Here is a 25,763-nt window from a genome sequence, read left to right as displayed (position 1 = left end):
GCGAGGCCGGAAATTCAGTGACCGGACCGCGGTCCGGCAATCAACTTATGCAGTCGGCGCTGCGGTGACCGAGCCAACTTCGATCTTGACGCCCGGGCCCATGGTCGAGGAAATCGCCACGCGCTTGACGTAGTTGCCCTTGGCACCGGCCGGCTTCGCCTTGATGACGGCGTCGGCGAAGGCGCGGATGTTTTCTTCCAGAGCCTTGGCGTCGAAAGAGGCCTTGCCGATACCGGCATGGACGATACCAGCCTTCTCGACGCGGAACTCGACAGCGCCGCCCTTGGAAGCCTTGACGGCTCCGGCGACATCCATGGTGACGGTGCCGACCTTCGGGTTCGGCATCATGCCGCGCGGACCGAGAACCTTACCGAGACGGCCGACAAGCGGCATCATGTCAGGGGTGGCGATGCAGCGATCGAATTCGATCTTGCCGCCCTGGACGATTTCGACGAGGTCTTCGGCACCGACGACATCGGCACCAGCGGCCTTGGCTTCATCAGCCTTGGCGCCACGTGCGAAGACGGCGACGCGAACCGTACGGCCCGTGCCGTTCGGCAGATTGACGACGCCGCGAACCATCTGGTCCGCATGGCGAGGATCGACGCCGAGGTTCATCGAGACTTCGATGGTTTCATCGAACTTGGCGACAGCCCGTTCCTTGACCATGCCGATGGCCTGGGTCAGAGCGTAGAGCTTGGTGGGATCAACACCTTCGTTGATCTTGCGAGTGCGCTTGCCAGCCATGATCTTAACCCACCACTTCCAGGCCCATGGCGCGGGCAGAGCCCTCGATCATCGCCATTGCACCTTCGATATCCGCTGCATTCAGATCCTTCATCTTGGCTTCGGCGATCGACTTGATCTGAGCCTTGGTGAGGGAGCCCGCCTTGGCGCCCTTGCCGGGCGTCTTGGAACCGGACGTGATCTTCGCCTCCTTCTTCAGCCAGTAGCTGACCGGAGGCTGCTTCATCGCGAAGGTGAAGGACTTGTCCTGGTAATAGGTGATGACGACCGGGATCGGCATGCCCTTTTCCATTTCCTGCGTGGCGGCATTGAACGCCTTGCAGAATTCCATGATGTTAATGCCACGCTGACCAAGCGCCGGACCAATCGGCGGGGACGGGTTTGCCGATCCTGCCTTGACCTGAAGCTTGAGCTGGCCTGCAACTTTCTTAGCCATATCTCTCTGCCTTTCATGAACGACCGGTCGCCCGGCCCGTGATGCCGGATCTCTCCGGCGGCTGCGGTTGCGTGGTGCGGATCATTAGGGTCCGGCTAAGACCCCTCACCTTCCACGCGGATGCGGACAAGGTCCGCGGGAAACAGGCCGTAAGGGCCAGCTTCCAATCTCTTGCAATCAGACCTTCTCGACCTGAGCGTATTCCAGTTCGACCGGCGTCGCGCGGCCGAAGATCGACACTTCAACCTTCAGGCGCGAACGTTCTTCATCCACATCCTGAACCGTGCCGTTGAACGAAGCGAACGGGCCGTCGGAAACGCGAACCTGTTCGCCGATCTCGAAGGTAATGGAGGCCTTCGGCCGCTCGACACCCTCCTGAACCTGACCGAGAATGCGCTCGGCTTCATAATCCGGAATCGGAACGGGCTTATTGTCGGAGCCGAGGAAACCGGTGACCTTCGGCGTATTCTTGATCAGGTGGTAGGCCTCATCCGTCAGGTTGGCGCGGACAAGGACATAACCCGGGAAGAACTTGCGCTCGCTGTCGACCTTGCGGCCGCGGCGCACTTCCACCACCTTTTCGGTCGGCACGAGGATCTTCTCGAACAGATGCTCAAGCCCCTTCTGGCGAGCCTTGTTCTCGATGTCCTCAGCCACCTTCTTTTCAAAATTGGAATACGCGTGGACGATGTACCAACGTGCCGCCATTTTTATCTCCACCCGTATCAGTTGCCGGTATTGAGCACGAAGCTCAGAACCCAGCCGATCAGCTGGTCAGCAGCAAAGAAAAACAACGCGGCGAACACCACCATCACAAGCACCATTGCCGTCGAGATCATCGTCTCGCGGCGCGACGGCCATGTAACTTTGGACGTCTCGGAGCGAACCTGCTGCAGAAACGCAAACGGATTGGATTTGGATGCCATCGACTGCCCACGCAATTACGGCGCGTAAAGCTGAAACTATCAGCCCCACGCACCGCGTGTCTGTTGAACCCTAAATAAACACCGATTTCCGAATACACAAGAGGGAAACCGAAGTTTAACGAAATTAGTTGCCACCGATCAATCCCCGGCCGGAACGGCTGCAAGCACAGTCGTGCTGTCCCTATCAAGGAAAATGGCAGGGGCAGAGGGGCTCGAACCCCCGACCTGCGGTTTTGGAGACCGCCGCTCTACCAACTGAGCTATACCCCTTCATGCCTCTTCTTCAGCGCCCGGGCCAAGGCCCGCAAATCGCTGCCGAAATGCATGGCGCTCCCTTTAAGACGGCGGCGGCGGATTGGCAAGCACGATTTTCGATTTTCAAAGCCGTTCTGCTCATTTGCGAGCGCCGGATTTTCAATCGGATGGCCGGAAAGCGATCAGATCTTCACATATTTCCGCCAGTCGTGCTCTTCCTTAAAGCCCAGCACTTCGCGAATCTTGCGGTTGGAAAGCAGGCCCTCATATTCGCCGATCTCGCGGGTGAAGGGCACATTCGGGAAGAATCGCTTCGCAAGCTCCCTCGACGGCGTGTTGGCCGAGACCGTGTCGTTGGCGGCGTTGAACACCTCGTAGCCGAGGCCGTCCTTCTCGATGCAGAGATGGCAGATCTGACCGAGGTCGCGGGCGTCGATATAGCTCCAGGCGATGCGCTTGCGCATTTCGGGATTGGCGAAATAGGTAGGGAACCTCTCATATTCGTGGGGCTCGATCACGTTGCCGATGCGCAGCGCATAAATGTCGAAGCCGGACCGTTCGGCAAAGGCGCGCGCCGTCTTTTCGTTGACCACTTTCGAAAGGCCATAGGAATCCATCGGATTGACATCGTAGTCCTCCTCCAGCGGGAACTGGTGGAAATCGCGATGCCCCTCGGCAAAACAAACGCCGTAGGTCGTCTCGCTCGACGCGACGATGATCTTCCGGATGCCGAGCTTCACCGCAGCCTCGATGACATTGTAGGTGCCCATCGTGTTGATGCGGAAGGTCTCGTTGTCGGGCTTGATCAGGATGCGCGGGATGGCGGCGAAATGCACGACGGCGTCGAAGGGCTGAACGCCCCTGCCCGCGTCGAGATCGGGAAAATCGCGATGCATCGACAGCGCGTTGAAGACCTGGCCGCTATCGGTGATGTCGGCGATGAGATTGGTGACGCCGGGGCTATCCAGCGGCACGAGATCGAGGTTGTGCACCTCGTATCCAGCATTAACAAGCCATGGCACGGCATGGCGACCCGCCTTGCCCGAACCGCCTGTGAACAGGATTCGTTTCTTCATGGAATATCCTCCGTGTCATTCGGAGGCATAGTTAGACGCTTCCGCGCGAAGAGCAAGCGAGCGTCCTGCGAGAGTTCACCCCCGCCTCATCAGGCCGCCTGCGTCCGACGCCTGATCATTCATTTCCAATCACCGCCGAATCCGGCGATGATTTGCAGGGCCGTCACTTGACGACGCTGAGCTCGTCGATCTGCACGCCCGCCGATTGAACAACCTCTTGCGGGATCGCAGCGATGAAAAACATCGTGAAAACATACATTGCGAATATCGTCGCAACAAATGTGGCCTTTGGAATCATGCGAATTCTCCTCTCGACAAGAAGGAGTCTGAACTAAAATGCGCCAATCACAAACCGGTTTCTGAACGTGAGATGAACAAAATACTGTGACGGGCCTACTTAACGATATTTTTACAACACGTGTTAATCCGTCGATCAGACATCAAAACGAAAAAACCCCGCTGTCGCCAGCGGGGTTTTTCCTGAATTGCAGGTAATCCCAGGATTACTCGACGATCGAGGCGACGATACCGGCGCCGACGGTGCGGCCACCTTCGCGGATGGCGAAGCGCAGCTTTTCTTCCATCGCGATCGGAACGATCAGCTCGACGGCAACCGTGACGTTGTCGCCCGGCATGACCATTTCCGTGCCTTCCGGCAGCGTGACGATGCCGGTCACGTCGGTCGTGCGGAAGTAGAACTGCGGACGGTAGTTGGTGAAGAACGGCGTATGACGGCCGCCCTCTTCCTTCGTCAGGATGTAGGCTTCAGCCATGAACTTCTTGTGCGGCTTGACCGAACCCGGCTTGCACAGGATCTGGCCACGCTCGACGCCGTCACGGTTCACACCGCGAACCAGCGCGCCGATGTTGTCGCCGGCCTGGCCCTGGTCGAGCAGCTTGCGGAACATTTCAACGCCGGTCACCGTCGTCTTCGAGGTCGGACGGATGCCGACGATCTCGACTTCTTCGCCAACCTTGACAATGCCACGCTCGACGCGGCCGGTCACGACCGTGCCGCGGCCCGAGATCGAGAACACGTCTTCGATCGGCATCAGGAACGGCTGGTCGATCGGACGCTCAGGCGTCGGGATGTAGGAGTCGACCGCTGCCATCAGCTCGCGGATCGCGTCTTCACCGATCTTCTTGTCGCTATCTTCAAGAGCGGCAAGCGCCGAACCCTTGACAACAGGGATGTCGTCGCCCGGGAAGTCGTAGGACGACAGCAGTTCGCGAACTTCGAGCTCGACGAGTTCGAGCAGCTCAGCGTCGTCAACCTGGTCGACCTTGTTCAGGAACACGACGATCGCCGGAACGCCGACCTGGCGGGCCAGCAGAATGTGTTCGCGCGTCTGCGGCATCGGGCCGTCAGCAGCCGAGCACACCAGGATCGCGCCGTCCATCTGGGCGGCACCGGTGATCATGTTCTTCACGTAGTCGGCATGGCCGGGGCAGTCGACGTGCGCGTAGTGGCGGTTCGGCGTCTCATATTCGACGTGCGCCGTCGAGATCGTGATGCCGCGCGCCTTCTCTTCCGGAGCCGCGTCGATCTGGTCGTACGCCTTGAACTCACCGAAGTACTTCGTGATCGCTGCCGTCAGAGACGTCTTGCCGTGGTCAACGTGGCCGATCGTGCCAATGTTGACGTGCGGCTTGTTGCGCTCAAACTTACTCTTTGCCATTTGAATGCTTCCTGTGAACGAAATGGTGGCCCCGGCGAACCGGTTTAGTGCCGCCGTTTAAGGCTTTCGGCGAAATTGCGCAAGACTTAATTGCAGACGCCGTTCTTGGCGTGAAGGCGCATATGGGAGACAATTCGCCGCCTGCAAGGCGATTCGCCGCAGCCCCCTCAAAAATCGCTGAAATCCCAGAGAAAATTGCCTGCACAACAGGAGAAGAGCGCTGGACGCTGGGCGTCAAGCGACCTCACCCGTCAGACGATCGCCACCATTGTCGACATCCCACATCCATCGACCTCATCGCGGCAGCGGTCACATCAACGTACTTCGGGGAAACTGGAGCGGGTAGCGGGAATCGAACCCGCGTATTCAGCTTGGAAGGCTGCTGCTCTACCATTGAGCTATACCCGCGGGATGGTCCGATCCGATGACGAATGGTGGAGAGAGTTGGATTTGAACCAACGTAGGCTGAGCCAACGGATTTACAGTCCGTCCCCTTTAACCACTCGGGCATCTCTCCAGTTTTCGTCCGGATCGTTAGACCAAGTTCGTCAGACTTCGAAGCGTTGCCGCCCGTCGTCTGCGCCGCGTATATGACCGGAGCATTTCCGTCTGTCAACACGATGACAACGGAAAAAACACGAAAAATTTCATTCGCCGCCGAAAGCCGGCATATGAAAGAAAGCCTAGGCGGCAGCCAAGGCCATAGTTATAAAGCCGCATGAGCAAAGACAAGAAATCCGGCGGCAAGGCCGCAGCAGACCCATCCGCCAAGGATACACATTACGCCAATCTCAGGCGTGCGCACCGCGACGCCAAGCGCGAACGCGGCGAGATCCCGACACCTCAGCCGCAGAAGCGCAAGCGTGGGGCCGAGGATTGGAAGCCGCCGGCGTTGGCGCCCGACCAGGTCTATCTCTACGGCCTGCATACGGTACGCGCAGCGCTCGACAATCCCGAGCGCAAGAAGATCAAACTCTCCGTGACGCAGAACGCGCTCGCGCGGCTTGAAGTCGACGTCGAGACGCTCGGCATTGCTTTCGAGATCGTCTCGCCGCACGAAATCGACAAGGTGCTCGGCCCCGAGGCGATCCATCAGGGGGTCATGCTGGAGACACGCCCGCTTCCGGTGCGCCGGCTCGAAGCGCTGAAGGACAGCCCTCTCCTGCTCGTGCTCGATCAGGTGACCGATCCGCATAATGTCGGCGCGATCATGCGCTCGGCGGTCGCCTTCGATGCCGGGGCGGTGATCACCACCCAGAGACATAGCCCGACCGAGTCGGGCGTGCTCGCCAAGTCCGCCTCAGGCGCGCTGGAACTGATACCTTATATACAGATCACCAATCTCGCCGATGCGCTTGGCGAATTGCACAAGCTTGGTTTCTCCACCATCGGCCTCGATTCGGAAGGGCCGGCGCCGCTCGAAGGCACGTTTTCGGGCGACAAGGTGGCGCTGGTGCTCGGCTCGGAGGGCAAAGGACTCAGACAGAAAACGCGCGAGACCGTGATCGCGCTTGCCCGCCTCGACATGCCGGGCGCGATCAAATCGCTGAACGTTTCGAATGCGGCGGCGATCGCGCTTTACGCGGCGCGGCTTTACTTAAAGGCCTAGGCTAGCCCACGGGCCGCGGCAGCCTTCAATTTCGACAAGTCCAGGGAAGAAGGCGGCAGGCCGCTTTCACTGGTGTGCCGCGACGCGCGTTAGCTCTTTGTCTTTTGCATGTCGCTATCCCGGAACCGCTGCACACGTCCGGGCGCATTGACAGGAGAAATCCACTTTTGCCTTGGAATGACCTTCTGGAGCACTATGATCGGGCGGCGATCGATCGTAGCGACCGGTCACAGCAAGAAGGAGTGATCCCATCATGGCCATTCGACCGCTGATTTTCGGTATCCTGTTCATCGCGGTCTTTGTGGGAATCATCCTCAGCATCATTTGGGTGGACACCTCGCATCCGGTCCACCAGCCCGATCCTTTGTCGCCGACGACACCCGGCCCGGCGATGCCGGGACCGGTGCAATAGGCCGAGAGGAACGCCGGACGGCGATTGCGCGTTCATCCCCAACCGAACGAGGATTGAACGCTCATGCGCATAATGATCGCCGTCGTCGCCTTCATGGTCGCCTCCGTTCTCAGCATCGCAATCCTGTCGCCATCCGGCGCCGGCCAGACCGGCAAGAACGACAGGATCGAGGCAAGCATCAGCGAACCAGGCCCTCATTGAGCTGGCGGCCCGGACGATTCGCAACGGCGCTCAGCCGCGATAGAGCCAGAAGGGGAGATCGCGATCGCGATGGCGCCACTCGCGGTCTTCCTGCCACCGCTCGGCACGCCACCGCCGCCAGCGGCGGTCATCGCCGCGCCAGTCGGAGCGGCGCCAATCGCGCCCATCGCGCCAGCCACGGTCGCCACGCCAGTCATCGTCATCACGCCAACCATCGCCTCGCCGGCTGTCGCGAATTTGGACGATATCTCCCTGCGCCGTCATCCCGGGCCGTTCGGCCGGCATGGCGGAAGCAGGTGCGACGGAGGCGAAAGCCGCACCGGCGGCAATGGTGGCTGTGAGAATAATGTGTGCGAGCTTCATGGCTGCTTCCTCATTGATGATGAGGAGACAATGCCCGGAAGCGGCTGAACTACCGCTGAAGCAGTCCTTCAGATAGGGTTCATCGAGAGGCAGTGTATCGGCGAATAGGGATGGTGCCCCCGGCAGGGTTCGAACCCGCGACCCCCTGATTACAAATCAGGTGCTCTACCAACTGAGCTACAAGGGCAATAGCTGCCCAACTAACAGATTCTGCGATCCTGTAAAGGAAAATCCGATCCTGCGGACGGTCCGGCCTGGTGGCAAAACGCCGGGCCATGCAAAACGGCCTTGTCGCAACGGCCTTTTATCCTTTAGCTAGAGCAGCTTCACAAAGGGCATCGCATGGGCCGTTCATTTCAGACGCTTTCGTTTATCGCCTCGCCGACGATGGAGGCGCTCGCCGCGCGCGAAGAGCTGATTCGCATCTATGGCAACGTGCCGCAGGACAAGGCGGACGTTATAGTCGCGCTCGGCGGCGACGGGTTCATGCTGCAGACCCTGCACAGCACCATGAACTCCGGCAAGCTGGTCTACGGGATGAATCGCGGCTCGGTCGGTTTCCTGATGAACGATTACAGCACGGAGCGGCTTCAGGAGCGCATCTGCGTCGCGGTCGAAAACGCCTTCCGGCCGCTGAAGATGACGACGGCCAATGCCGACGGCACCAATTCAACGGCCCTTGCCATCAATGAGGTCTATCTGTTCCGCCAGTCTTATCAGGCCGCCAATCTCAGGGTCGTGGTCGACGGGCACGTGCGCCTGGAGGAGCTGATCTGCGACGGGCTGATGGTGGCCACCCCTGCCGGATCGACGGCCTACAATCTTTCCGCCCACGGCCCGATCCTGCCGCTCGAGGCGCCGCTGCTCGCCATGACACCGGTCAGCGCTTTCAGGCCGCGGCGCTGGCGGGGGGCTCTGCTTCCCAACAAGGTGACCGTCGATATCGACGTGCTCGAGCCGGTGAAGCGGCCGGTGAATGCGGTGGCCGACAATACCGAGGTCAAGTCGGTGCTGCATGTCCGCATCGCCCAGTCGGAGCATATGACGGCGCGCATCCTCTCCGATCCCGACCGCTCCTGGTCCGACCGTATTCTCGCCGAGCAGTTCAAGGATTAAGACGATGGCAATGCGACGGATATTAACGACCGCGATTTTCCTCATCGGATGCTCGGCCGCCATCGCCGCTCCCGCTCAGGACGCCATCCTGCCGGCTTCGGTGATCTTTGCCACCAGCACTGGCTACTGGGAGGACGACGGCAACGCACCTGATATCGAGCGGGCGCCTTCCACCGCCGAGAATGTTTCCGCCCCTCAGGGAAAGCGCCATGGCTATTACAAGCTCTTTGCCGTGCGCCAGCCGGACCGGACCTCGAAGGTCTATCTGCAGCAGATTGCCCAGACGGAGACCGGCCCGGCGATCGCCTCGAACATCGAGTTGCAGGAGATCAGCGACCTGAAGCCCTACGTGACCGATATACGCCCGGAGAATTCGAGCGGCATCAGCAAGCAGCCCGGCCTCTTCGCCACCATCTATCTGAAGACCGACCCGGCGGCCGAGCCGGATGGCTGGACGGTGCTGATCGACGAATTCGGTGACATCACCATCGAGAAAGCGACCAATTGAACAGCGGCACGCTGTTTGCACAGGCTTTAGATGATGAAACTCGGCTTTCGCGACGGCGTTCTTTACGACGACCAACGACCGGACTGGGACGCAGCCGGCCCGAGGCCTGTCAGCTGGTCTCTGTGGTATCCGGCTGCCGATGACGCGCGGGAAAGCGACATTCGGGAACGAAGCTGGTTTCGCAAGGCGGCGGTCGCCCGCGACGCGCCGATTCGGCCGGCAAGCAGGCCCTATCCCCTCGTCCTGTTGTCACACGGCACCGGCGGATCCGCGGCGGGGCTGGAATGGCTGGCGCGGCGCCTGGTGGCGCGCGGATTTGTTGCGCTCGGCGTCAACCATCACGGCAATACCGGCATCGAGCCCTATCGGGCCGAAGGCTTTGCCTGTCTCTGGGAACGGGCGCCGGACCTGAGCCTGATGCTGGACCGCAGTCGCGACTGGCTCGGCGATCTCGCCGGCCGGATTGAAACAGCCCGTGCGTTTGCGGCCGGATTTTCGGCCGGAGCCTATAGCGTCATGCTGCTCCTCGGCGCCGTCGCCCAGTTCTCACAGTTCGAACCGTCGAGGCTGAAACCGGGTGGGCCGCGCGGCCCAAGGGAATTTCCCGACCTTGCCGATCATATCCCCTCGTTGCTGCACAAGAGCGATGTGCTTCGCCAGTCATGGTCCCGCATGTCGCGATCCTATCGTGACGACAGGATCAAGGCCGCGCTCCTCTGCGCGCCCGGTCGCTCCGTTCTCGGTTTCAGCGAGGACAGCCTGAAAACGGTCGAGGCACCCGCTCTCATCCTGGTCGGCGATGCCGACAGGGCGGCACCGGCCGACGAATGTTCTGCATGGCTGCATGAGCGGCTGGCGCGCAGCGCGCTGAAGATCTTCGGCGGCGGCCTCGGGCATTATGTCTTCGTACCGGAGGGCACGGGATTAGGCCTTGCCTTTGCGGCCGAGCTCTTCACCGATCCGCCTGATATCGCGCGCGCAGCCATTCATGACGAGACTGCCGATCTGTCTGCAGCGCTGTTTCAGGACGGCGACATCCGCGCCATCGCCTGAACGAAGAAGGCCCCGTCTCCGGGGGCCTCTTGTCATTCGATCTCGCTGCTTCCTGTCAGTCGACATCCTCGACGACCGCGTCGGCGGCGCCGCTGATGCGGTGGGCAAGGGCCGCTTCCATGAATTCGTTCAGATCGCCATCGAGCACGTCATCAGGAGCGGTGCTGGCGACGCCGGTGCGCAGGTCCTTGACCAGCTGGTAGGGCTGCAGCACGTAGGAGCGGATCTGATGGCCCCAGCCGATATCCGTCTTGGAGGCGGCTTCGGCATTGGCAGCCTCTTCCCGCTTCTTCAACTCGGCTTCGTACATGCGGGCACGCAGCATTTCCCAGGCCTTGGCGCGGTTCTTGTGCTGCGAACGTTCCTGCTGGCAGGCAACGACGATCCCGGTCGGGATATGGGTGATGCGCACGGCCGAGTCCGTCGTGTTGACGTGCTGGCCGCCGGCGCCCGACGAACGATAGGTGTCGATGCGGCAATCGCCTTCATTGATCTCGATATTGATCGAGTCGTCGACGACGGGATAGACCCAGATCGACGAGAAGGACGTATGGCGACGCGCATTGCTGTCGTAGGGCGAGATGCGCACCAGACGATGCACGCCCGATTCCGTCTTCAGCCAGCCATAGGCGTTGTGTCCCTTGACGAGCAGGGTTGCGGACTTGATGCCCGCCTCTTCGCCGTCGTGAACTTCGAGAAGCTCGACCTTGAAGCGCTGGCGTTCGGCCCAGCGGGTGTACATGCGCAACAGCATGTTCGCCCAGTCCTGGCTTTCGGTGCCGCCGGCGCCGGAATGAACTTCGAGATAGGTGTCGTTGCCGTCGGCCTCGCCGGAGAGCATCGCCTCCACCTGGCGGCGCGCAGCCTCGGCCTTCAAGGCCTTCAAGGCGTCCTCGGCCTCTTTGACGACGCCGCCGTCGCCTTCTTCCTCGCCGAGCTCGATCAGCTCGACATTGTCTTTCAGCTGCTGTTCGAGCTGCCGGACGCCGTTGATGCCGTCATCGAGCTGCTGGCGCTCGCGCATCAGCTTCTGCGCTTCGGTGGCGTCATTCCAGAGGTTCGGATCCTCTGCCTTGTTGTTCAACCAGTCCAGTCGTCTTACCGCCTGGTCCCAGTCAAAGATGCCTCCTCAGCAGGGTGATAGCCTGCTTGGTTTCATCGACCACGTTTTCGATTTCGGCTCGCATTGTCCTGCTTTTCCGTAACTGTCTTTTCAGATGGTGGTGAATAGAGACGCCCGCCGCGGATGTAAAGAGCCGCGGCGGGGTTCAAAATTCGGCGATGGTCAGAACAGGCCGGGCGTGCCGGTCTGGACGGCCTGATTGGCCTGCGGCGAGGTCTTCAGGATTTCTTCCGGCGCCATGGTGCTGTCCATGCCGATGACGGAGAAGCTGTCGGCCGGGCCGGTGCCTGGCTTGAAGGCCTCGATGATGGTGTTCGGATCGCCGTCAACGGCGGCCATACCGGTCTTGCGGTCGATCGGGATCAGGTTCATGCCCGGCGGAATGACGAACTTCGATTCCGGCGTGTCCTTGACGGCGGCCTGCATGAATTCGTTGAAGATCGGGGCGGAGAGACCGCCGCCGGTGCCGCCGCGGCCGAGCGGGCCCGGCGTATCGAAGCCCATATAGAGGCCGGCGACCAGATCCGGCGTGAAGCCGACGAACCAGGCATCCTTCTCGTCGTTGGTGGTGCCGGTCTTGCCGGCGACGTCGCGGCCGCCGAGATCGATCTTGCCGGCGGCGGTGCCGCGCTGAATGACGCCCTGCATCATCGAGGTGATCTGATAGGCGGTCATCGGGTCGAGAACGGTTTCGCGGTTGTCGACGACATTCGGCTCTTCCTGGTTCTGCCAGTCGCTGGCATTGCAGCCCTCGCACAGACGCTCCTCATGCTTGAAGATCGTCTTGCCGTAGCGGTCCTGGATTCGGTCGATCAATGTCGGCTTAATCTGCTTGCCGCCATTGGCGATGACCGAATAGGCCGAGACCATGCGCAGCACCGTCGTATCGCCGGCGCCAAGCGACATGGAGAGAACCGGCAGCATGTGGTCGTAGATGCCGAAGCGTTCGGCATATTCGGCAACGATGTTCATGCCGAGATCGTTGGCGAGGCGCACCGTCATCAGGTTGCGCGAATGCTCGATGCCCGAACGCAGGGTCGACGGGCCGCCCGATTCGCCGCCGTAGTTTTCCGGCCTCCAGACCTGGCCGCCCGAGACGATTTCGATCGGCGCGTCCATGATGACGGACGCCGGCGTATAACCATTGTCCATCGCCGCCGCATAGACGAAGGGCTTGAAGGAGGAGCCCGGCTGACGCATCGCCTGGGTGGCGCGGTTGAATTCGGACTGGGCATAGGAGAAGCCGCCGACCATGGCGAGCACGCGGCCGGTCTTCGGATCCATGGCGACCAGGCCACCCTGCACCTTCGGCGGCTGGCGCAGGCGATAGGAGGTCGACGCCTCGTCACCGAGCTTCTCGACATAGACGACGTCGCCCGGGTTCAAGACGCCGGCCGGCGTTTTTGCGGTCTTGCGCGAGCCGTCCGCCGAACGGTAGGCCCATTGCATGTTCTTGGCGTCTATCGTGCCGCGTTGGCGGTCGGTCGCGACTTTGCCGCTGCCGTCCTTGGCCGGCTGCAGGCCGATGTCGACATTGCTGTCCGATGCGGCGAGCACGACGGCGAGGCGCCATTCCGGCACGTCGGACAGCGCGGGAACATCGGCGAGCGCCTTGCCCCAGTCACCGCCTGCATCGATCTGCTTTATAGGCCCATGGAACCCGCGGCGCTCGTCATAGGTCACGAGGCCATCCTGAAGCGCCTTGCGGGCGGCAAGCTGCATCTGCGGATCGAGCGAGGTGCGCACCGAAAGGCCGCCTTCGTAGAGGACCTTCTCGCCATATTGATCGATCAGCTGACGGCGCACGGCTTCGGCGAAATAGTCGGACGCGAAGAGCGAGGGACCAGTGCTGCGGGCGGTGACGCCGAGCGACTGCTTCTTGGCGTCCGCGCCGTCGCTCTGGTTGACATAGCCGTTCTCGACCATGCGGTCGATCACCCAGTTGCGGCGCTCGAGGGCAGCTTCAGGATGGCGGAAAGGATGATAATTGGCCGGACCTTTCGGCAGCGATGCCAGGTAGGCGGCTTCGGCAACCGTCAGTTCGGTAACGGATTTGTTGAAATAGGTGAGTGCCGCGCCGGCGATACCATAGGAATTCAGGCCGAAAAAAATCTCGTTCAGGTAGAGCTCAAGAATCTTGTCCTTGCTGTAGGCCTGCTCGATGCGGAAGGAGAGAATTGCTTCCTTGATCTTGCGGTCGATCGTTTGATCCGAGCTCAAAAGGAAGTTCTTGGCCACCTGCTGGGTGATTGTCGACGCGCCGACCGGCCGGCGGCCGGAACCGAAATTCTGCAGATTAACGAGGATTGCCCGGCCGAGGCCGGTCAGGTCGACGCCGGGATGGTTGTAGAAATTCTTGTCTTCGGCCGACAGAAAAGCAGCCTTGACGCGGTCGGGGACGGCCTGGATCGGCAGGAAGAGACGCTTTTCCTTGGCATATTCAGCCATCAGAGCGCCGTTGCCGGCATGCACGCGCGTCGTCACCGGCGGCGCGTAGCTGTTCAGAACGGCATAGTCCGGGAGATCCTTCGCAACATCGGCGAGATAGATGGCAATACCCGCCGCCGCGACCAGAAATAGGACGCAGGCCATTCCGAAGAAATATCCAAGAAGTCTAACCATATTTTCAGCTACCGGTCTCTTCGATCTTCAATCGGCACAGACGCAACGATTGCACAGATCAAGGCAATTTGCACGTTGCGCGCGGCTTACTCCATGAGCGCTACCGCTACAAGCCGATTCCGCGCTTCAGGCTGTGAAACATAGGCCTGAGTAACGGCGTGAATGTGAGCAAAATAGGGCCCTGCCCGCCGCATTCATCGCTGCGGCCGCGTTTCATCGGAACTGTCACATCCAAGCAACGCCCCTGCCCACCGCCGATCCGCAGCGCGCGGTTGCTAAATTGATTTCAAGCGGCACACTCAACTCTTTGTTTTTACGGCTATCGACCTCAATCAACCGGCCGGTGCCCTGACCGCGCGTCTTTCATGGACGCAAGCGACACTGTAACACTTTCAACTGCTGAACGCATCACCCACCATTTGCAACGACGCCGCTGCGATACCGCTTCACGGCGTCGGTCAGCAGATCGGCCATCTTGCCGCGCCAGCTCTCATCGAGCAGCAGTTTCTCATCCTCGGCATTCGAGAGGAACCCCAGCTCGAGCAGGATCGACGGCACGTCGGGGGCTTGCAGCACGCGGAAGCCGGCATGGCGGTGCGGATTGTTGATGGTACCGACCTGATCCTTGAAGGAATTCAGCACGCTCTCGGCAATCGAGATCGAGAAGGCTTGCGTCTCGCGCCGCGTCAAGTCGAGCAGGATGTCGGCGACCTCGGGAGGCTCGGCGACCGTTTCCTTGCCGGCGATCTGGTCGGAAAGATTCTCGCGTTCGGCAAGGTCGGCAGCGAGCTTGTCGGAGGCCTTGTCCGAGATCGTATAGACGGTCGCGCCGCGGATATCCTTCTGCTTCAGCGTGTCGGCATGCAGCGAAATAAACAGGCCGGCATGGTTCTGGCGGGCAATCAGCACGCGTTGGGAAAGCGACAGGAACTCATCATCATTGCGGGTCAGGAAGGCTTTGATGCCCGGCTCCTTGTTCAGCCGGTCGGCCAGAGCCTTGGCGAAGGCGAGCGTCACCTGCTTTTCTTCCGTCTTGGTATCGACGCCAATCGCGCCGGTATCAATGCCGCCATGGCCGGCGTCCACGGCGATGACGAAATCGCCGGGGGCGGTTTTCGCAGGCGCGGGAATGGCGCTCGTCGCCTGGGCCGCGGCGTCCCGATCGTTCCAGGCCCGGTCGCTCCATGATTGGGTCTTGACCAGTTCGGCAAAGGCCTGCTTGTCGATAATCTCGGCCTCGAGCACCAGCCGATGCCCCTTGCCGGCCTCATCGGCCTGCACCTTGGCGAGGGAAAGCTTCACCGGCCGTGCCGCTGTCAGCACGATGCGAGCGCTCTCCTCGTCCATCTTGCCGTAGCGGATGTCCCTGAAGAGGCCGTGGGCGGCCAGATCCTTGCCCGGAAAGCCGAAGGCGGTCGCCGGCAGGTCGACGACGATGCGCTCAGGATTGGCGATATAGTGAACGGAGAACCGCGGTTCGCGGTCGAAATCGATAACAATACGTGTTCTGGCGTCATCGCCGATGATGCGCGCGCCATAGGCAAGCAGCGGATCTCTCGTCTCGGCCGAACCCGCGATATCGGGCAGAATACAGCCGGCGACAAACACCGCCGTCATGAGCCGCCTTGCGAATGTCGATCGCCGCGTTGCGGACTGCGCCGCGATCCGAGCCCTCTTAAACAATAAACCGCCACATCCTATTTATAGCGCGACGGACCCGACATGGCAGAAGCGGACGCCCGAGAGCGAAACGCCTTTGCCGCCTGCCGAATCGCAATCGCTGGCCCCCAGCTTCTATGTGTTCCGAAATCCATCAATATTATGGCACATTTGGCTTTTCCCTTGCTATTGTGACAGAGAAAACATACAACGCATTTTAGGGTAGAAGTGTTGACGGGATAGAGTCGCCGCAAGGGCTGCCAGCCAGATCTGGACCTGGCGCCACATCGGTCATCGTCCGCCGTCTCATGCGCTTCAACCCTAGAACTGGATCCTGATTTTCCGGCTTCTGGTCGGAACTTCATTGGTGGATCAGCCACCACGCTCTCAGGGAGCAATCTCATCGGACCCGAAAAAGGGTCTTCGTATTTGTCGATCACGCTTGGTTGTTGATGGTTTCGCAGCAGGTTTTATCTGAAGTGTACAGGCCCCGGACCGAAATGGTTCCGGCTGCGGTCTGGCTGCTGCTCTCCTCTTCGCGCCAGGCGCGACTTTCATTATCCGGCGCGGCCACGGTGGACCGCATTCTTTCTGTTTCTACAGCAGTCGGGAATGCGCTCTCGCGGCCACGCCGAGGAGCACAGCTTACATGGCAGACAAAATGCTTATCGATGCGTCTCACGAGGAAGAGACGCGCGTCGTTGTCGTTCGCGGAAACCGCATAGAAGAATTTGACTTCGAGTCGCAGCACAAGAAGCAGATCCGCGGCAATATCTATCTCGCAAAGGTAACGAGGGTCGAGCCCTCGCTGCAGGCCGCCTTCGTCGATTACGGCGGCAACCGGCACGGCTTCCTGGCCTTCGCCGAAATCCACCCCGATTATTACCAGATACCGCTCGCCGACCGTCAGGCTCTGCTTCGGGCCGAGGCCGAGGAGCATCGCCGCGACGAAGACGTCGAGCATGTCGAAACCGCGCCGATGGTCGACCTTTCGACCCAGGACCAGCCGGATGTCGGTATCGTGCCTACCGAGGCGCCGGTTGCCGTAGCGGAAGAGGCCGGGGCGGAAGAGGTTGCCGTAACGGCAGAGATGGCGGCATCGGCTGAAGCCGTCGAGGAAGCACCCGCCAAGAAGGCAAGGCCGCGCCGAAGCCGCAAGAAGGCTGCCGAAGCGACTGCCGAGACGACGGCGACCGAGGATGCCGTTCCCACCGATGTCGAAGCGGAAGGCGCTTCGACCGTCGATAACGAGGACGACGGCTCGACCGGCGGCACGATGGCCGCAATGGTGGAAACCGATACGATCTCCGAGGACGTCGACACCAGCAAGCGTCGTCACGATGACGACGATGACGATGACGATCACGGCGAAGAGGAAGTCATCGAATCCGTCGGCGCCGAAGACGCGATGGAAGAAGTGCCGGACCGCGTGCAGCGCAAGCCGCGCAAGCAGTACCGCATCCAGGAAGTCATCAAGCGCCGGCAGATCCTGCTGGTGCAGGTCGCCAAGGAAGAGCGCGGCAACAAGGGCGCGGCCCTGACCACCTATCTCTCGCTCGCCGGCCGCTATTCCGTGCTGATGCCGAATACGGCACGCGGCGGCGGCATTTCCCGCAAGATCACCAACCCGGCCGACCGCAAGCGCCTGAAGGAAATCGCGCGCATGCTCGAAGTGCCGCAGGGCATGGGCGTCATCCTGCGCACCGCCGGCGCCAACCGCACCAAGGTCGAGGTCAAGCGCGACTTCGAATATCTGATGCGCCTGTGGGAGAACGTGCGCACGCTGACGCTCGCCTCCACCGCTCCCTGCCTCGTCTATGAGGAAGGTTCGCTGATCAAGCGCTCGATCCGCGATCTCTACAACAAGGATATCGGCGAGATCATCGTTGCCGGCGAAGACGGCTATCGTGAAGCCAAAGACTTTATGAAGATGCTGATGCCGAGCCACGCTAAGGTGGTCCAGCCCTATCGCGACATCCACCCGATCTTCTCGCGTTCGGGCATCGAAGCCCAGCTCGACCGCATGCTGCAGCCGCAGGTGACGCTGCGCTCCGGCGGCTATCTGATCATGAACCAGACGGAAGCGCTGGTTTCGATCGACGTCAACTCCGGCCGCTCGACGCGTGAACACTCGATCGAGGACACCGCGCTGCAGACCAATCTCGAAGCGGCGGAAGAAATCGCCCGCCAGCTTCGCCTGCGCGACCTCGCCGGCCTGATCGTCATCGACTTCATCGATATGGAAGAAAAGCGCAACAATCGCGCCGTCGAGAAGAAGCTGAAGGAATGCCTGAAGAACGACCGCGCCCGCATTCAGGTCGGCCGGATCTCACATTTCGGCCTGCTCGAAATGTCGCGCCAGCGCATCCGCGCCTCGGTTCTCGAATCGACCACACAGGTCTGCTCGCATTGCGCCGGCACCGGCCACGTCCGTTCGCAGTCCTCCGTCGCGCTGCATGTTCTGCGCGGCATCGAAGAGTATCTGCTCAAGAATACGACGCACAATATCACCGTACGGACGACCCCGGACATCGCGCTCTACCTGCTCAACCACAAGCGCCAGACGATCGTCGACTACGAGAGCCGCTTCGGCGTGGCGATCGTCATCGATGCGGACGGCTCGGTCGGCGCGCAGCATTTCGCCATCGATCGCGGCGAGGCCGTGGAAAATCCGGTCAAGATCGAAACGCTGTTCAACTTCGCAGCCATTCCCGAGGATGACGACGACGACATCATCATCGAGGCGGATGAGGACGAAGACGAGGAACTCGAGGAAAAGCCGGCAGCGGCCGAACGTGCCGCCGCGGCGCGCTCGGAAGGTGAAGGCGACGGCAACCGCAAGCGCAAGCGCCGCAGGCGCCGCCGCGGCCGCAACGGCAATGCAGAACAGCCTGTATCGGCTGCGGGCGAAGCCGGCGATGAGGACGAGGAGGGCGACGACGAAGGCGCCGAAGGTGATGAAGCCACCGGCGCTGCGCCCGAGGCCCGTGCGGAAAACGAAGACTCGCAGCGCCGCAAGCGCCGTCGTCGCGGTAAGCGTGGCGGTCGTCGCAACCGCGCCGAGGACGGCTCCGAACTGGCGGCCGGTGAAGCCGGCGAAGACAACGGCAGCGATGAGGACGAAGGCGACGACGCCTCGAGTGACGTCGCTCCTGCCGAGGCTGCAATCGTCGAGACGGCTGCCGAACAGCGCGAAGACCAGGCCGCAGCGGCCGCCGTCGAGGGTGCGGCCGTCGTCACCGAGGAAGTAAAGCCCGCCCGTGGCCGCGGCCGCCGCAAGCCCGCCGCATCGCCGGTCGAGGAACCGGTAGTGGAAGCAGAAGCGGCACCCGCCGCCGAAGCCGAGCCAGAGGTGGCCGAAGCCTCCGCCGACCTTCAAACGCCCGCCCAGGAAGAGGCAAAGCCGGTTCGCGCCAACCGCGAATCCAACATCGCCTCCTCCGAGCCGACGGTGAAATCCACCCGCAGCGAAAATGGCGAAAGCGACGACGGCAAGCCGAAGAAGGCCGGCTGGTGGCAGCGCCGCGGCTTCTTCTGAACGCTGATTTTCGGACGTAAATGAGAAAATCCGGCCGCGGCGACGCGGCCGGATTTTGTTTATGGCGCTGCTTCTTTAGCAAAGTTGAACCCTGAGGGCTGGGCGTGCACCTTCACGATATTGGTACACTCAGCATGGTCATGCGAACGACGATCGATATCGATGATGGCTTGCTCGACGCCGCAATGATCACCACGGGATTGGCAACAAAAGAGGCCACGGTAGAACTGGCTTTACGAAATCTCGTCGAGAGGCATCGCCGGAAAAATGCGATCGCAGATCTCGCTGGAATTGGCTGGGACGGCGAACTGGACGAGATATCTTGCGACCAGCCGGACGGCAGACGTTGATTGTCCCAGGTGGTCGCCCTCCCCAATCGAGCCGAGCGACAGCGATGCGGTGCGTCCACGGCTGCCCCTGACGTGTCCGGCGAAACGTTGGCGAGAGACCGAGAGCTTGCGGCATGTCCCCTTCGCCCCGTTTTACGGGGAGAAGGTGCCGGTAGGCGGATGAGGGGCGTGCTCCAGATCGAGCTGTCCCGCCTGCGATCACGCAGCCGGCGGATAGAGAAGATCGACGATGTAGCTGGCGTCGAAGCGGGAATCGAGCATGCCGTAGGTGGAGCGCCAGCCGCCGGCAAGCCGCGTCTCGATAAAGGCATCGGCAATGCGCCCTGCCCCAAGCCGATAAAGTTCGGCAGCCCCGGCCGCAAGCGCCAGCTGCTCGACGAGCAGGCGCGCCGCACCCTCATCCTGCTCGCAGAGCGCGATGGCGGCGCGCAGCACGTCGATCGTCTTCTTGCCGGCGGGGCCGAGATCGCGTGCCAGGCCGGCAAAGACCGTCTCGAACAGATCCTTGCCGCGGTTGAGCACACGCAGCACGTCGAGCGCCATGACGTTGCCGGAGCCTTCCCAGATCGCATTGACGGGAGCCTCGCGATAGTGGCGGGCGATCGGACGTTCCTCGATGTAGCCATTGCCGCCGATGCATTCCATCGCTTCATAGATCAAGGCGGGCGCGATCTTGCAGCACCAGTATTTGGCGACCGGCGTCATGACGCGGGCGTAGGCCGCTTCCTCGGCATTGCCGCGCGCCTTGTCGAAGGCATCGGCAAGACGGAAGGACAGTGCGGTGGCGGCGGCAACGTCGAGCGCCATGTCGGCAAGCACGCGCGTCATGATCGGCTGGTTGACGAGCATCTTGCCGAAAACGCTGCGGCCGCGCGTGTGGTGCACGGCCTCGGCGAGCGAGGCGCGCATGATGCCCGACGAGGCCAGAGCGCAATCGAGACGGGTCAGCGTCACCATGTCGAGGATGGTGCGGATGCCGGCATCGGGGCCGCCGAGCAGGAATCCGAACGTGTCGGTGAATTCGACCTCGCAAGAGGCATTGGAGCGATTGCCGACCTTGTCCTTCAGCCGCTGGAACTGCAGACCGTTGGCCGAGCCGTCCTCCAGAAGGCGCGGCACGAGGAAGCAGCCCATGCCCTCCTTGGTCTGCGCCAGCATTATGAAGGCATCGCTCATCGGCGCGGACATGAACCATTTGTGGCCGGAGAGCCGGTAGATGCCTTCGCTGACCTTTTCGGCGGCGCTTCGATTGGCCCTGACATCGGTGCCGCCCTGCTTTTCCGTCATGCCCATGCCGATGGTCACCGCGGACTTCTGCATGGCCGGGCGGTTTGACGAATCATATTTGCGCGACAGGATCTTCGGCGCCCAGTCCTTCTGCACTGCTGGCGAGGCCGAGAGCGCGGCAACCGAGGCGCTGGTCATCGTCAGCGGGCAGAGATGGCCGGTTTCCAGCTGCGCCGTCAGATAGAAGCGCGCGGCGCGAACCTTGTGGGCCTCGTCTTTGGCGTCGGTGTCGGCCTGCGGATCCCAGACGGACGAATGCAGGCCGACAGACATGGAGCGGCGCATCAGCGCGTGCCAGGCGGGATGGAATTCGACGACGTCGAGGCGCTCGCCGCGCGGGCCGTGAGTGCGCAGCTGCGGCGCGCCCTGGTTGGCCATGCGCGCCAGTTCCTGCGCCTCCGGCGAGGTGACGTAGCGGCCGATGTTTTCCAGGTCCTCGCGAATGCCGCGCGGCAGGGCCGCCGTCAGATCGACGATCAGCGGATCGGACCGGTAGGCGTTGATGCCGGACCACAGGCTCGGCTGGTTGAGTTCTGCGAGTTTGTCGTCAGTCCGGTTGGCGGAGGTCATAATTCGCTTCTAGTGTAAGAACCCGGCAAAGGGAAACCGGAAGTTATGATTCGGTTCATTCTGCTCTATCGGAATTCTGGCGAAAATGCATGGGGACATAAGCCTTTGCCCACAGCGCATGCTTGCCCCGGCGGGCCGCACTCTTTATAGACCCGCCAGAGACAGCAAGAGGCAGGGTCATGGTCTTTTTCCCCCACCGCCACCTCATCGGCATCAAGGGCCTCACCGAGCAGGATATCACCTATCTTCTCGACAAGGCCGACGAAGCCGTCAAGATCAGCCGCCAGCGAGAGAAGAAGACGTCGACACTGCGCGGCCTGACGCAGATCAACCTCTTCTTCGAGGCATCGACCCGCACCCAGGCTTCCTTCGAGCTTGCCGGCAAACGGCTCGGCGCCGACGTCATGAACATGTCGGTCGGCAACTCCTCGGTGAAGAAGGGCGAAACGCTGATCGACACGGCGATGACGCTGAATGCGATGCGCCCCGACGTTCTTGTCATCCGCCATTCGAGCGCCGGCGCGGCCGCCCTTCTCGCCCAGAAGGTCTCCTGCTCGGTCGTCAATGCCGGCGACGGCCAGCACGAACATCCGACTCAGGCGCTGCTCGACGCGCTGACGATCCGCCGCGCCAAGGGCAAGCTTTCGCGCATCATCGTGGCGATCTGCGGCGACGTGCTGCATTCGCGGGTGGCGCGCTCCAATATCCTGCTCCTCAATGCGATGGGCGCACGCGTGCGCGTCGTCGCGCCGGCCACCCTCCTGCCCTCCGGCATCGCCGAGATGGGCGTCGAGGTCTTCCACTCGATGCAGGAGGGACTGAAGGACGCCGACGTGGTGATGATGCTGCGGCTGCAGCGCGAGCGCATGTCGGGCGCCTTCGTGCCGTCGGTGCGTGAATATTATCACTTCTATGGACTCGACGCCGAAACGCTGAAAGCGGCGAAAGCCGATGCGCTGGTCATGCATCCAGGTCCGATGAACCGCGGCGTCGAGATCGCCTCCGAGGTCGCCGACGGTCCGCAGAGCGTGATCGCCGAACAGGTGGAAATGGGGGTCGCGGTGCGCATGGCCGTCATGGAGACGCTGCTCGTCTCGCAGAACCAGGGTCCCCGAACCGACGGAATGAAGGCATGAGCAACCCGATCGTCCTCAAGAACGTCCGCATCGTCGATCCCTCGCGCAATCTCGACGAGGTGGGCACGATCATCGCAAAAAACGGCGTCATCCTTGCCGCCGGCAGCGCAGCGCAGAACCAGGGCACGCCGGACGGCGCCGTCGTGCGCGACTGCACTGGCCTCGTCGCGACGCCGGGCCTCGTCGACGCGCGCGTCCATATCGGCGAACCCGGCGGCGAACACCGCGAGACGATCGCCTCGGCAAGCCGGGCGGCCGCGGCCGGCGGCGTCACCTCGATCATCATCATGCCGGACACAGATCCCGTCATCGACGACATCGCACTCGTCGAATTCGTCAAGAAGACGGCGCGCGATACCGCCGCCGTCAAGGTCTATCCGGCCGCCGCCATCACCAAGCATCTTGCCGGCGAGGAAATGACCGAGATCGGCCTGCTGATGCAGGCGGGCGCCGTCGCCTTTACCGATGCCCATTCCAGCGTTCACGATACTCAGGTGCTGCGCCGGATCATGACCTATGCACGTGAATTCGGCGCCGTCGTCTGCTGTGAAACGCGCGACAAATATCTCGGCGCCAACGGCGTCATGCACGAGGGGCTTTTCGCCAGCTGGCTCGGGCTCTCCGGCATTCCGAGAGAAGCCGAGCTCATCCCGCTCGAACGCGATCTCCGGATCGCCGAGCTGACGCGGGGGCGTTATCACGCCGCGATGATTTCGGTGCCGCAATCGGTTGAGGCGATCGAGCTTGCCCGCAGCCGCGGCGCCAAGGTGACCTCGGGCATCTCGATCAACAATCTGGCGCTCAACGAGAACGACATCGGCGAATACCGCACCTTCTTCAAGCTCTATCCGCCGCTGCGCCCGGAGGACGACCGGGTCGCCATGGTCGACGCGCTGGCGCGCGGCACGATCGATATCATCGTCTCCTCGCATGACCCGCAGGATGTCGATACCAAGCGCCTGCCCTTCGGCGAGGCGGCGGATGGCGCGGTGGGCCTCGAAACCATGCTGGCGGCGGCCCTCAGGCTTCACCACGGCGGCCAGGTCAGCCTGATGCGCCTGATCGACGCCATGTCCACTCGCCCGGCGGAGATTTTCGGCCTGGATGCCGGCACGCTGAAGCCGGGTGCTGCCGCCGATATCACGCTGATCGATCTCGATGAGCCTTGGCTTGTCGCCAAAGACATGCTTCTCTCCCGCTCGAAGAACACGCCGTTCGAGGATGCGCGTTTCAGCGGGCGGGCGGTCGCGACATACGTCTCGGGAAAGCTTGTCCACGCACTTTAGGACCGGCTGGACCGAGGACAGGCCATCGGAGGGCCGAGGGGGCATATGTTATCCAATCTCATGTCATGGCAGATCACGCTGCCGATCGCACTTGCCGCCGCCGTCATCGGCTATCTCCTCGGCTCCATTCCTTTCGGCCTGATCCTCACGCGCGCGGCCGGCCTCGGCGATGTGCGCAGCATCGGCTCCGGCAATATCGGCGCGACCAATGTGCTCAGAACCGGAAACCGGAAGCTCGCCGCGGCGACGCTCTTGCTCGATGCGCTGAAGGCATCGGCGGCAGCCTGGATCGTCGGCTATTTCCTCGGTGAAGAGGCCGCGATCATCGCCGGCTTCTTCGCCTTCATCGGCCATCTCTTCCCCGTCTGGATCGGCTTCAAGGGCGGCAAGGGCGTCGCCACCTATATCGGCACCCTTCTCGGCGTCGCACCGATCATGGTGGTGCTCTTCGCCGCCGTCTGGCTGGCGGTCGCCGTCACCACCCGCTATTCCTCGCTGTCGGCGCTCGTCGCCATGCTCGTCATTCCGGTCGCCCTGTTGATCCTTGGCAATGAAAAGGTTGCGGCGGTCATGGCGATCATGACTGTCATCTCCTACTGGAAGCATAGGGCCAATATCTCCCGGCTGATGGGCGGGACGGAAAACAAGATCGGGGCGAAGGGATAATGGACGCGCAGCGCGCGGGACCAAAAGGCACGGTGCTGAGCGAACGGCAAAGAATTGCCTGGCTCCGCCTGATCCGTTCCGACAATGTCGGCCCCGCGACCTTCCGCGACCTCATCAATCATTTCGGTTCGGCTGAAGCGGCACTTGCGGCGCTGCCGGAGCTTTCGGCGCGTGGCGGCGCGACGCGGGCAATCCGCATTGCAAGCGAAGCCGAGGCGCATCGGGAACTGGAGGTGGCGCATCGTTTCGGCGCCCGCTTCGTCGGCATCGGCGAGCCGGACTATCCGCAGGCGCTGAAACAGATCGACGGCGCGCCGCCGCTTCTTGCCGTCAAGGGCGCGCTTGCCGCCGGCAAACGGCCGGCCGTCGGCATTGTCGGCTCGCGCAACGCCTCGATCTCCGGGGCGAAATTCGCGGCAATGGTGGCGCGCGACTGCGGTCGGGCGGGTTACACCGTGGTTTCCGGCCTGGCGCGCGGCATCGACACGGCAGCGCACCGGGCAAGCCTCGAGACAGGCACGATCGCGGCCCTTGCCGGCGGCCTCGACAAGCCCTATCCGCCGGAGAATCACGGCCTCATCGAGGAGATCGCCGGCGGCAACGGCTTGGCGGTCAGCGAAATGCCGTTCGGCTGGGAGCCCCGCGCCCGCGATTTTCCGCGCCGGAACCGGCTGATAGCCGGCATCGCGCTCGGTCTCGTGGTCGTCGAAGCGGCGACGCGCTCGGGCTCACTGATCACCGCACGCCTTGCCGGCGAGTTCGGCCGCCTGGTGTTTGCCGTGCCCGGCTCGCCGCTCGATCCGCGCTGTCAAGGCACCAACGGCCTGCTGAAGGACGGCGCTTCGATCGTTACCGAACCTGCCGATGTTATCGAGGCCCTGGCGCCGCTGGCGCAGCTCGAGCTGTTCCCCTCGTCGAGGGCGGAGGAGCCGGCAGGCGAGAGCAAGCCAATAACGATGCCGCCCGGCGCTTCAGACCGGATGCGCATCATCGATGCGCTCGGGCCGACGCCCGTCGAGATCGACGACGTCATCCGCCACACCGGCCTTCCGGCATCCGCCGTTTATCTCATTCTTCTGGAACTCGACATATCAGGCCGGCTGCATCGGCATCAGGGCGGCCTCGTTTCGCTTTCCGACTGAGCT

The 25,763-nt window shown here is 62.2% G+C and carries 24 protein-coding genes and 4 tRNA genes; 12 read left to right on the top strand and 16 right to left on the bottom strand.

Annotated features, from left to right (window positions below):
• Positions 1-45 precede the first annotated feature (45 nt).
• From rplA to A7X77_RS07135, 10 genes are all read right to left on the bottom strand, one after another.
• Positions 46-747, bottom strand: a complete 702-nt coding sequence (gene rplA / locus A7X77_RS07175; RefSeq protein WP_004669072.1) for a 50S ribosomal protein L1 — start codon at positions 745-747, stop codon at positions 46-48.
• Positions 748-751: 4 nt separating this feature from the next.
• Positions 752-1,183 (bottom strand): 50S ribosomal protein L11, encoded by a 432-nt coding sequence (gene rplK / locus A7X77_RS07170; RefSeq protein ID WP_003547518.1) that lies wholly within the window; start codon positions 1,181-1,183, stop codon positions 752-754.
• A gap of 177 nt (positions 1,184-1,360) precedes the next feature.
• Positions 1,361-1,891 (bottom strand): transcription termination/antitermination protein NusG, encoded by a 531-nt coding sequence (gene nusG, locus A7X77_RS07165; RefSeq protein WP_004669067.1) that lies wholly within the window; start codon positions 1,889-1,891, stop codon positions 1,361-1,363.
• A 17-nt stretch (positions 1,892-1,908) separates the two neighbouring features.
• On the bottom strand, positions 1,909-2,109 hold the full coding sequence (secE, locus tag A7X77_RS07160; RefSeq protein ID WP_064682256.1) for a preprotein translocase subunit SecE: 201 nt from the start codon (positions 2,107-2,109) through the stop codon (positions 1,909-1,911).
• A 194-nt stretch (positions 2,110-2,303) separates the two neighbouring features.
• Positions 2,304-2,379: transfer RNA gene (locus A7X77_RS07155), tRNA-Trp, on the bottom strand.
• Positions 2,380-2,546: 167 nt separating this feature from the next.
• Complete coding sequence (locus tag A7X77_RS07150; protein ID WP_064682255.1) at positions 2,547-3,440, bottom strand: NAD-dependent epimerase/dehydratase family protein; 894 nt, start codon at positions 3,438-3,440, stop codon at positions 2,547-2,549.
• A 163-nt stretch (positions 3,441-3,603) separates the two neighbouring features.
• The gene (locus tag A7X77_RS34190) at positions 3,604-3,738 is read right to left on the bottom strand and encodes a hypothetical protein (RefSeq protein WP_280950321.1); all 135 of its coding nucleotides are present in this window, start codon (positions 3,736-3,738) and stop codon (positions 3,604-3,606) included.
• Between the two features lie 205 nt (positions 3,739-3,943).
• The gene (gene tuf / locus A7X77_RS07145) at positions 3,944-5,119 is read right to left on the bottom strand and encodes an elongation factor Tu (RefSeq protein ID WP_004669088.1); all 1,176 of its coding nucleotides are present in this window, start codon (positions 5,117-5,119) and stop codon (positions 3,944-3,946) included.
• 334 nt (positions 5,120-5,453) lie between these two features.
• Positions 5,454-5,527 (bottom strand) — tRNA-Gly (locus A7X77_RS07140).
• 24 nt (positions 5,528-5,551) lie between these two features.
• Positions 5,552-5,636, bottom strand: a tRNA-Tyr gene (locus A7X77_RS07135).
• A 201-nt stretch (positions 5,637-5,837) separates the two neighbouring features.
• Here A7X77_RS07135 and rlmB point away from each other — a divergent pair.
• From rlmB to A7X77_RS33405, 3 genes are all read left to right on the top strand, one after another.
• Positions 5,838-6,728, top strand: a complete 891-nt coding sequence (rlmB, locus tag A7X77_RS07130; protein WP_064682254.1) for a 23S rRNA (guanosine(2251)-2'-O)-methyltransferase RlmB — start codon at positions 5,838-5,840, stop codon at positions 6,726-6,728.
• 253 nt (positions 6,729-6,981) lie between these two features.
• Positions 6,982-7,140, top strand: coding sequence for a hypothetical protein (locus tag A7X77_RS33410; protein ID WP_197486803.1), 159 nt, complete (start codon positions 6,982-6,984; stop codon positions 7,138-7,140).
• Between the two features lie 63 nt (positions 7,141-7,203).
• Positions 7,204-7,341 carry a hypothetical protein gene (locus A7X77_RS33405; RefSeq protein WP_197486802.1) on the top strand — a complete coding sequence of 46 codons (138 nt, stop codon included), beginning with the start codon at positions 7,204-7,206 and terminating at the stop codon, positions 7,339-7,341.
• A gap of 30 nt (positions 7,342-7,371) precedes the next feature.
• Here A7X77_RS33405 and A7X77_RS07125 read toward each other — a convergent pair whose 3' ends face one another.
• A complete protein-coding gene (locus A7X77_RS07125) occupies positions 7,372-7,704 on the bottom strand; it encodes a hypothetical protein (protein WP_064682253.1) in 333 nt (110 codons plus the stop codon).
• 111 nt (positions 7,705-7,815) lie between these two features.
• Positions 7,816-7,891: transfer RNA gene (locus A7X77_RS07120), tRNA-Thr, on the bottom strand.
• Between the two features lie 155 nt (positions 7,892-8,046).
• On the opposite strand from A7X77_RS07120, the gene A7X77_RS07115 reads away from it, so the two are divergent.
• From A7X77_RS07115 to A7X77_RS07105, 3 genes are read left to right on the top strand one after another with little or no spacing between them, the layout of a single operon-like run.
• Positions 8,047-8,820 (top strand): NAD kinase, encoded by a 774-nt coding sequence (locus A7X77_RS07115; protein ID WP_064682252.1) that lies wholly within the window; start codon positions 8,047-8,049, stop codon positions 8,818-8,820.
• 4 nt (positions 8,821-8,824) lie between these two features.
• Positions 8,825-9,328 (top strand): hypothetical protein, encoded by a 504-nt coding sequence (locus tag A7X77_RS07110; protein ID WP_064682251.1) that lies wholly within the window; start codon positions 8,825-8,827, stop codon positions 9,326-9,328.
• A gap of 33 nt (positions 9,329-9,361) precedes the next feature.
• Positions 9,362-10,381, top strand: a complete 1,020-nt coding sequence (locus A7X77_RS07105) for an alpha/beta hydrolase family protein (protein ID WP_064682342.1) — start codon at positions 9,362-9,364, stop codon at positions 10,379-10,381.
• 55 nt (positions 10,382-10,436) lie between these two features.
• On the opposite strand, the gene prfB is transcribed toward A7X77_RS07105, so the two are convergent.
• The 3 genes from prfB to A7X77_RS07090 form a co-directional block, all read right to left on the bottom strand.
• A protein-coding gene (prfB, locus tag A7X77_RS07100; protein ID WP_197486801.1) for a peptide chain release factor 2 occupies positions 10,437-11,568 on the bottom strand; the annotation gives its coding sequence in 2 pieces (ribosomal slippage) (positions 10,437-11,498 and positions 11,500-11,568; 1,131 coding nt in all).
• Between the two features lie 98 nt (positions 11,569-11,666).
• Positions 11,667-14,126 carry a penicillin-binding protein 1A gene (locus tag A7X77_RS07095; protein WP_064682249.1) on the bottom strand — a complete coding sequence of 820 codons (2,460 nt, stop codon included), beginning with the start codon at positions 14,124-14,126 and terminating at the stop codon, positions 11,667-11,669.
• A gap of 408 nt (positions 14,127-14,534) precedes the next feature.
• On the bottom strand, positions 14,535-15,809 hold the full coding sequence (locus A7X77_RS07090; RefSeq protein WP_064682248.1) for an N-acetylmuramoyl-L-alanine amidase: 1,275 nt from the start codon (positions 15,807-15,809) through the stop codon (positions 14,535-14,537).
• A gap of 625 nt (positions 15,810-16,434) precedes the next feature.
• On the opposite strand from A7X77_RS07090, the gene A7X77_RS07085 reads away from it, so the two are divergent.
• Complete coding sequence (locus A7X77_RS07085; RefSeq protein ID WP_064682247.1) at positions 16,435-19,323, top strand: Rne/Rng family ribonuclease; 2,889 nt, start codon at positions 16,435-16,437, stop codon at positions 19,321-19,323.
• A gap of 140 nt (positions 19,324-19,463) precedes the next feature.
• Positions 19,464-19,673: a type II toxin-antitoxin system VapB family antitoxin gene (locus tag A7X77_RS07080; protein WP_064682341.1), complete on the top strand. Its 210-nt coding sequence runs from the start codon at positions 19,464-19,466 to the stop codon at positions 19,671-19,673.
• Positions 19,674-19,871: 198 nt separating this feature from the next.
• Here the strand turns inward: A7X77_RS07080 and A7X77_RS07075 are convergent, their stop codons facing one another.
• Positions 19,872-21,530 (bottom strand): acyl-CoA dehydrogenase family protein, encoded by a 1,659-nt coding sequence (locus A7X77_RS07075; RefSeq protein WP_064682246.1) that lies wholly within the window; start codon positions 21,528-21,530, stop codon positions 19,872-19,874.
• A 179-nt stretch (positions 21,531-21,709) separates the two neighbouring features.
• Here A7X77_RS07075 and A7X77_RS07070 point away from each other — a divergent pair, with 179 nt between their 5' ends.
• The 4 genes from A7X77_RS07070 to dprA are packed head-to-tail and all read left to right on the top strand — an operon-like array spanning position 21,710 to position 25,760.
• Complete coding sequence (locus tag A7X77_RS07070) at positions 21,710-22,666, top strand: aspartate carbamoyltransferase catalytic subunit (RefSeq protein ID WP_064682245.1); 957 nt, start codon at positions 21,710-21,712, stop codon at positions 22,664-22,666.
• Positions 22,663-23,952 carry a dihydroorotase gene (locus A7X77_RS07065; RefSeq protein ID WP_064682244.1) on the top strand — a complete coding sequence of 430 codons (1,290 nt, stop codon included), beginning with the start codon at positions 22,663-22,665 and terminating at the stop codon, positions 23,950-23,952. Before A7X77_RS07070 ends, A7X77_RS07065 begins: the two co-directional genes overlap by 4 nt.
• A 45-nt stretch (positions 23,953-23,997) precedes the next feature.
• Entirely contained in the window at positions 23,998-24,618 is a 621-nt protein-coding gene (gene plsY, locus A7X77_RS07060) for a glycerol-3-phosphate 1-O-acyltransferase PlsY (RefSeq protein ID WP_009993607.1), read from the top strand.
• Complete coding sequence (gene dprA / locus A7X77_RS07055; protein WP_064682243.1) at positions 24,618-25,760, top strand: DNA-processing protein DprA; 1,143 nt, start codon at positions 24,618-24,620, stop codon at positions 25,758-25,760. Before plsY ends, dprA begins: the two co-directional genes overlap by 1 nt.
• The last annotated feature ends 3 nt before the right edge of the window (positions 25,761-25,763 follow it).

The sequence above is a fragment of the Rhizobium bangladeshense genome (genome assembly GCF_001662075.1).
Lineage (GTDB): Bacteria > Pseudomonadota > Alphaproteobacteria > Rhizobiales > Rhizobiaceae > Rhizobium > Rhizobium bangladeshense_B.
The sequence above is the reverse complement of the archived record's forward strand: the minus strand, read 5'-3'. Positions and strand labels throughout refer to the sequence as shown.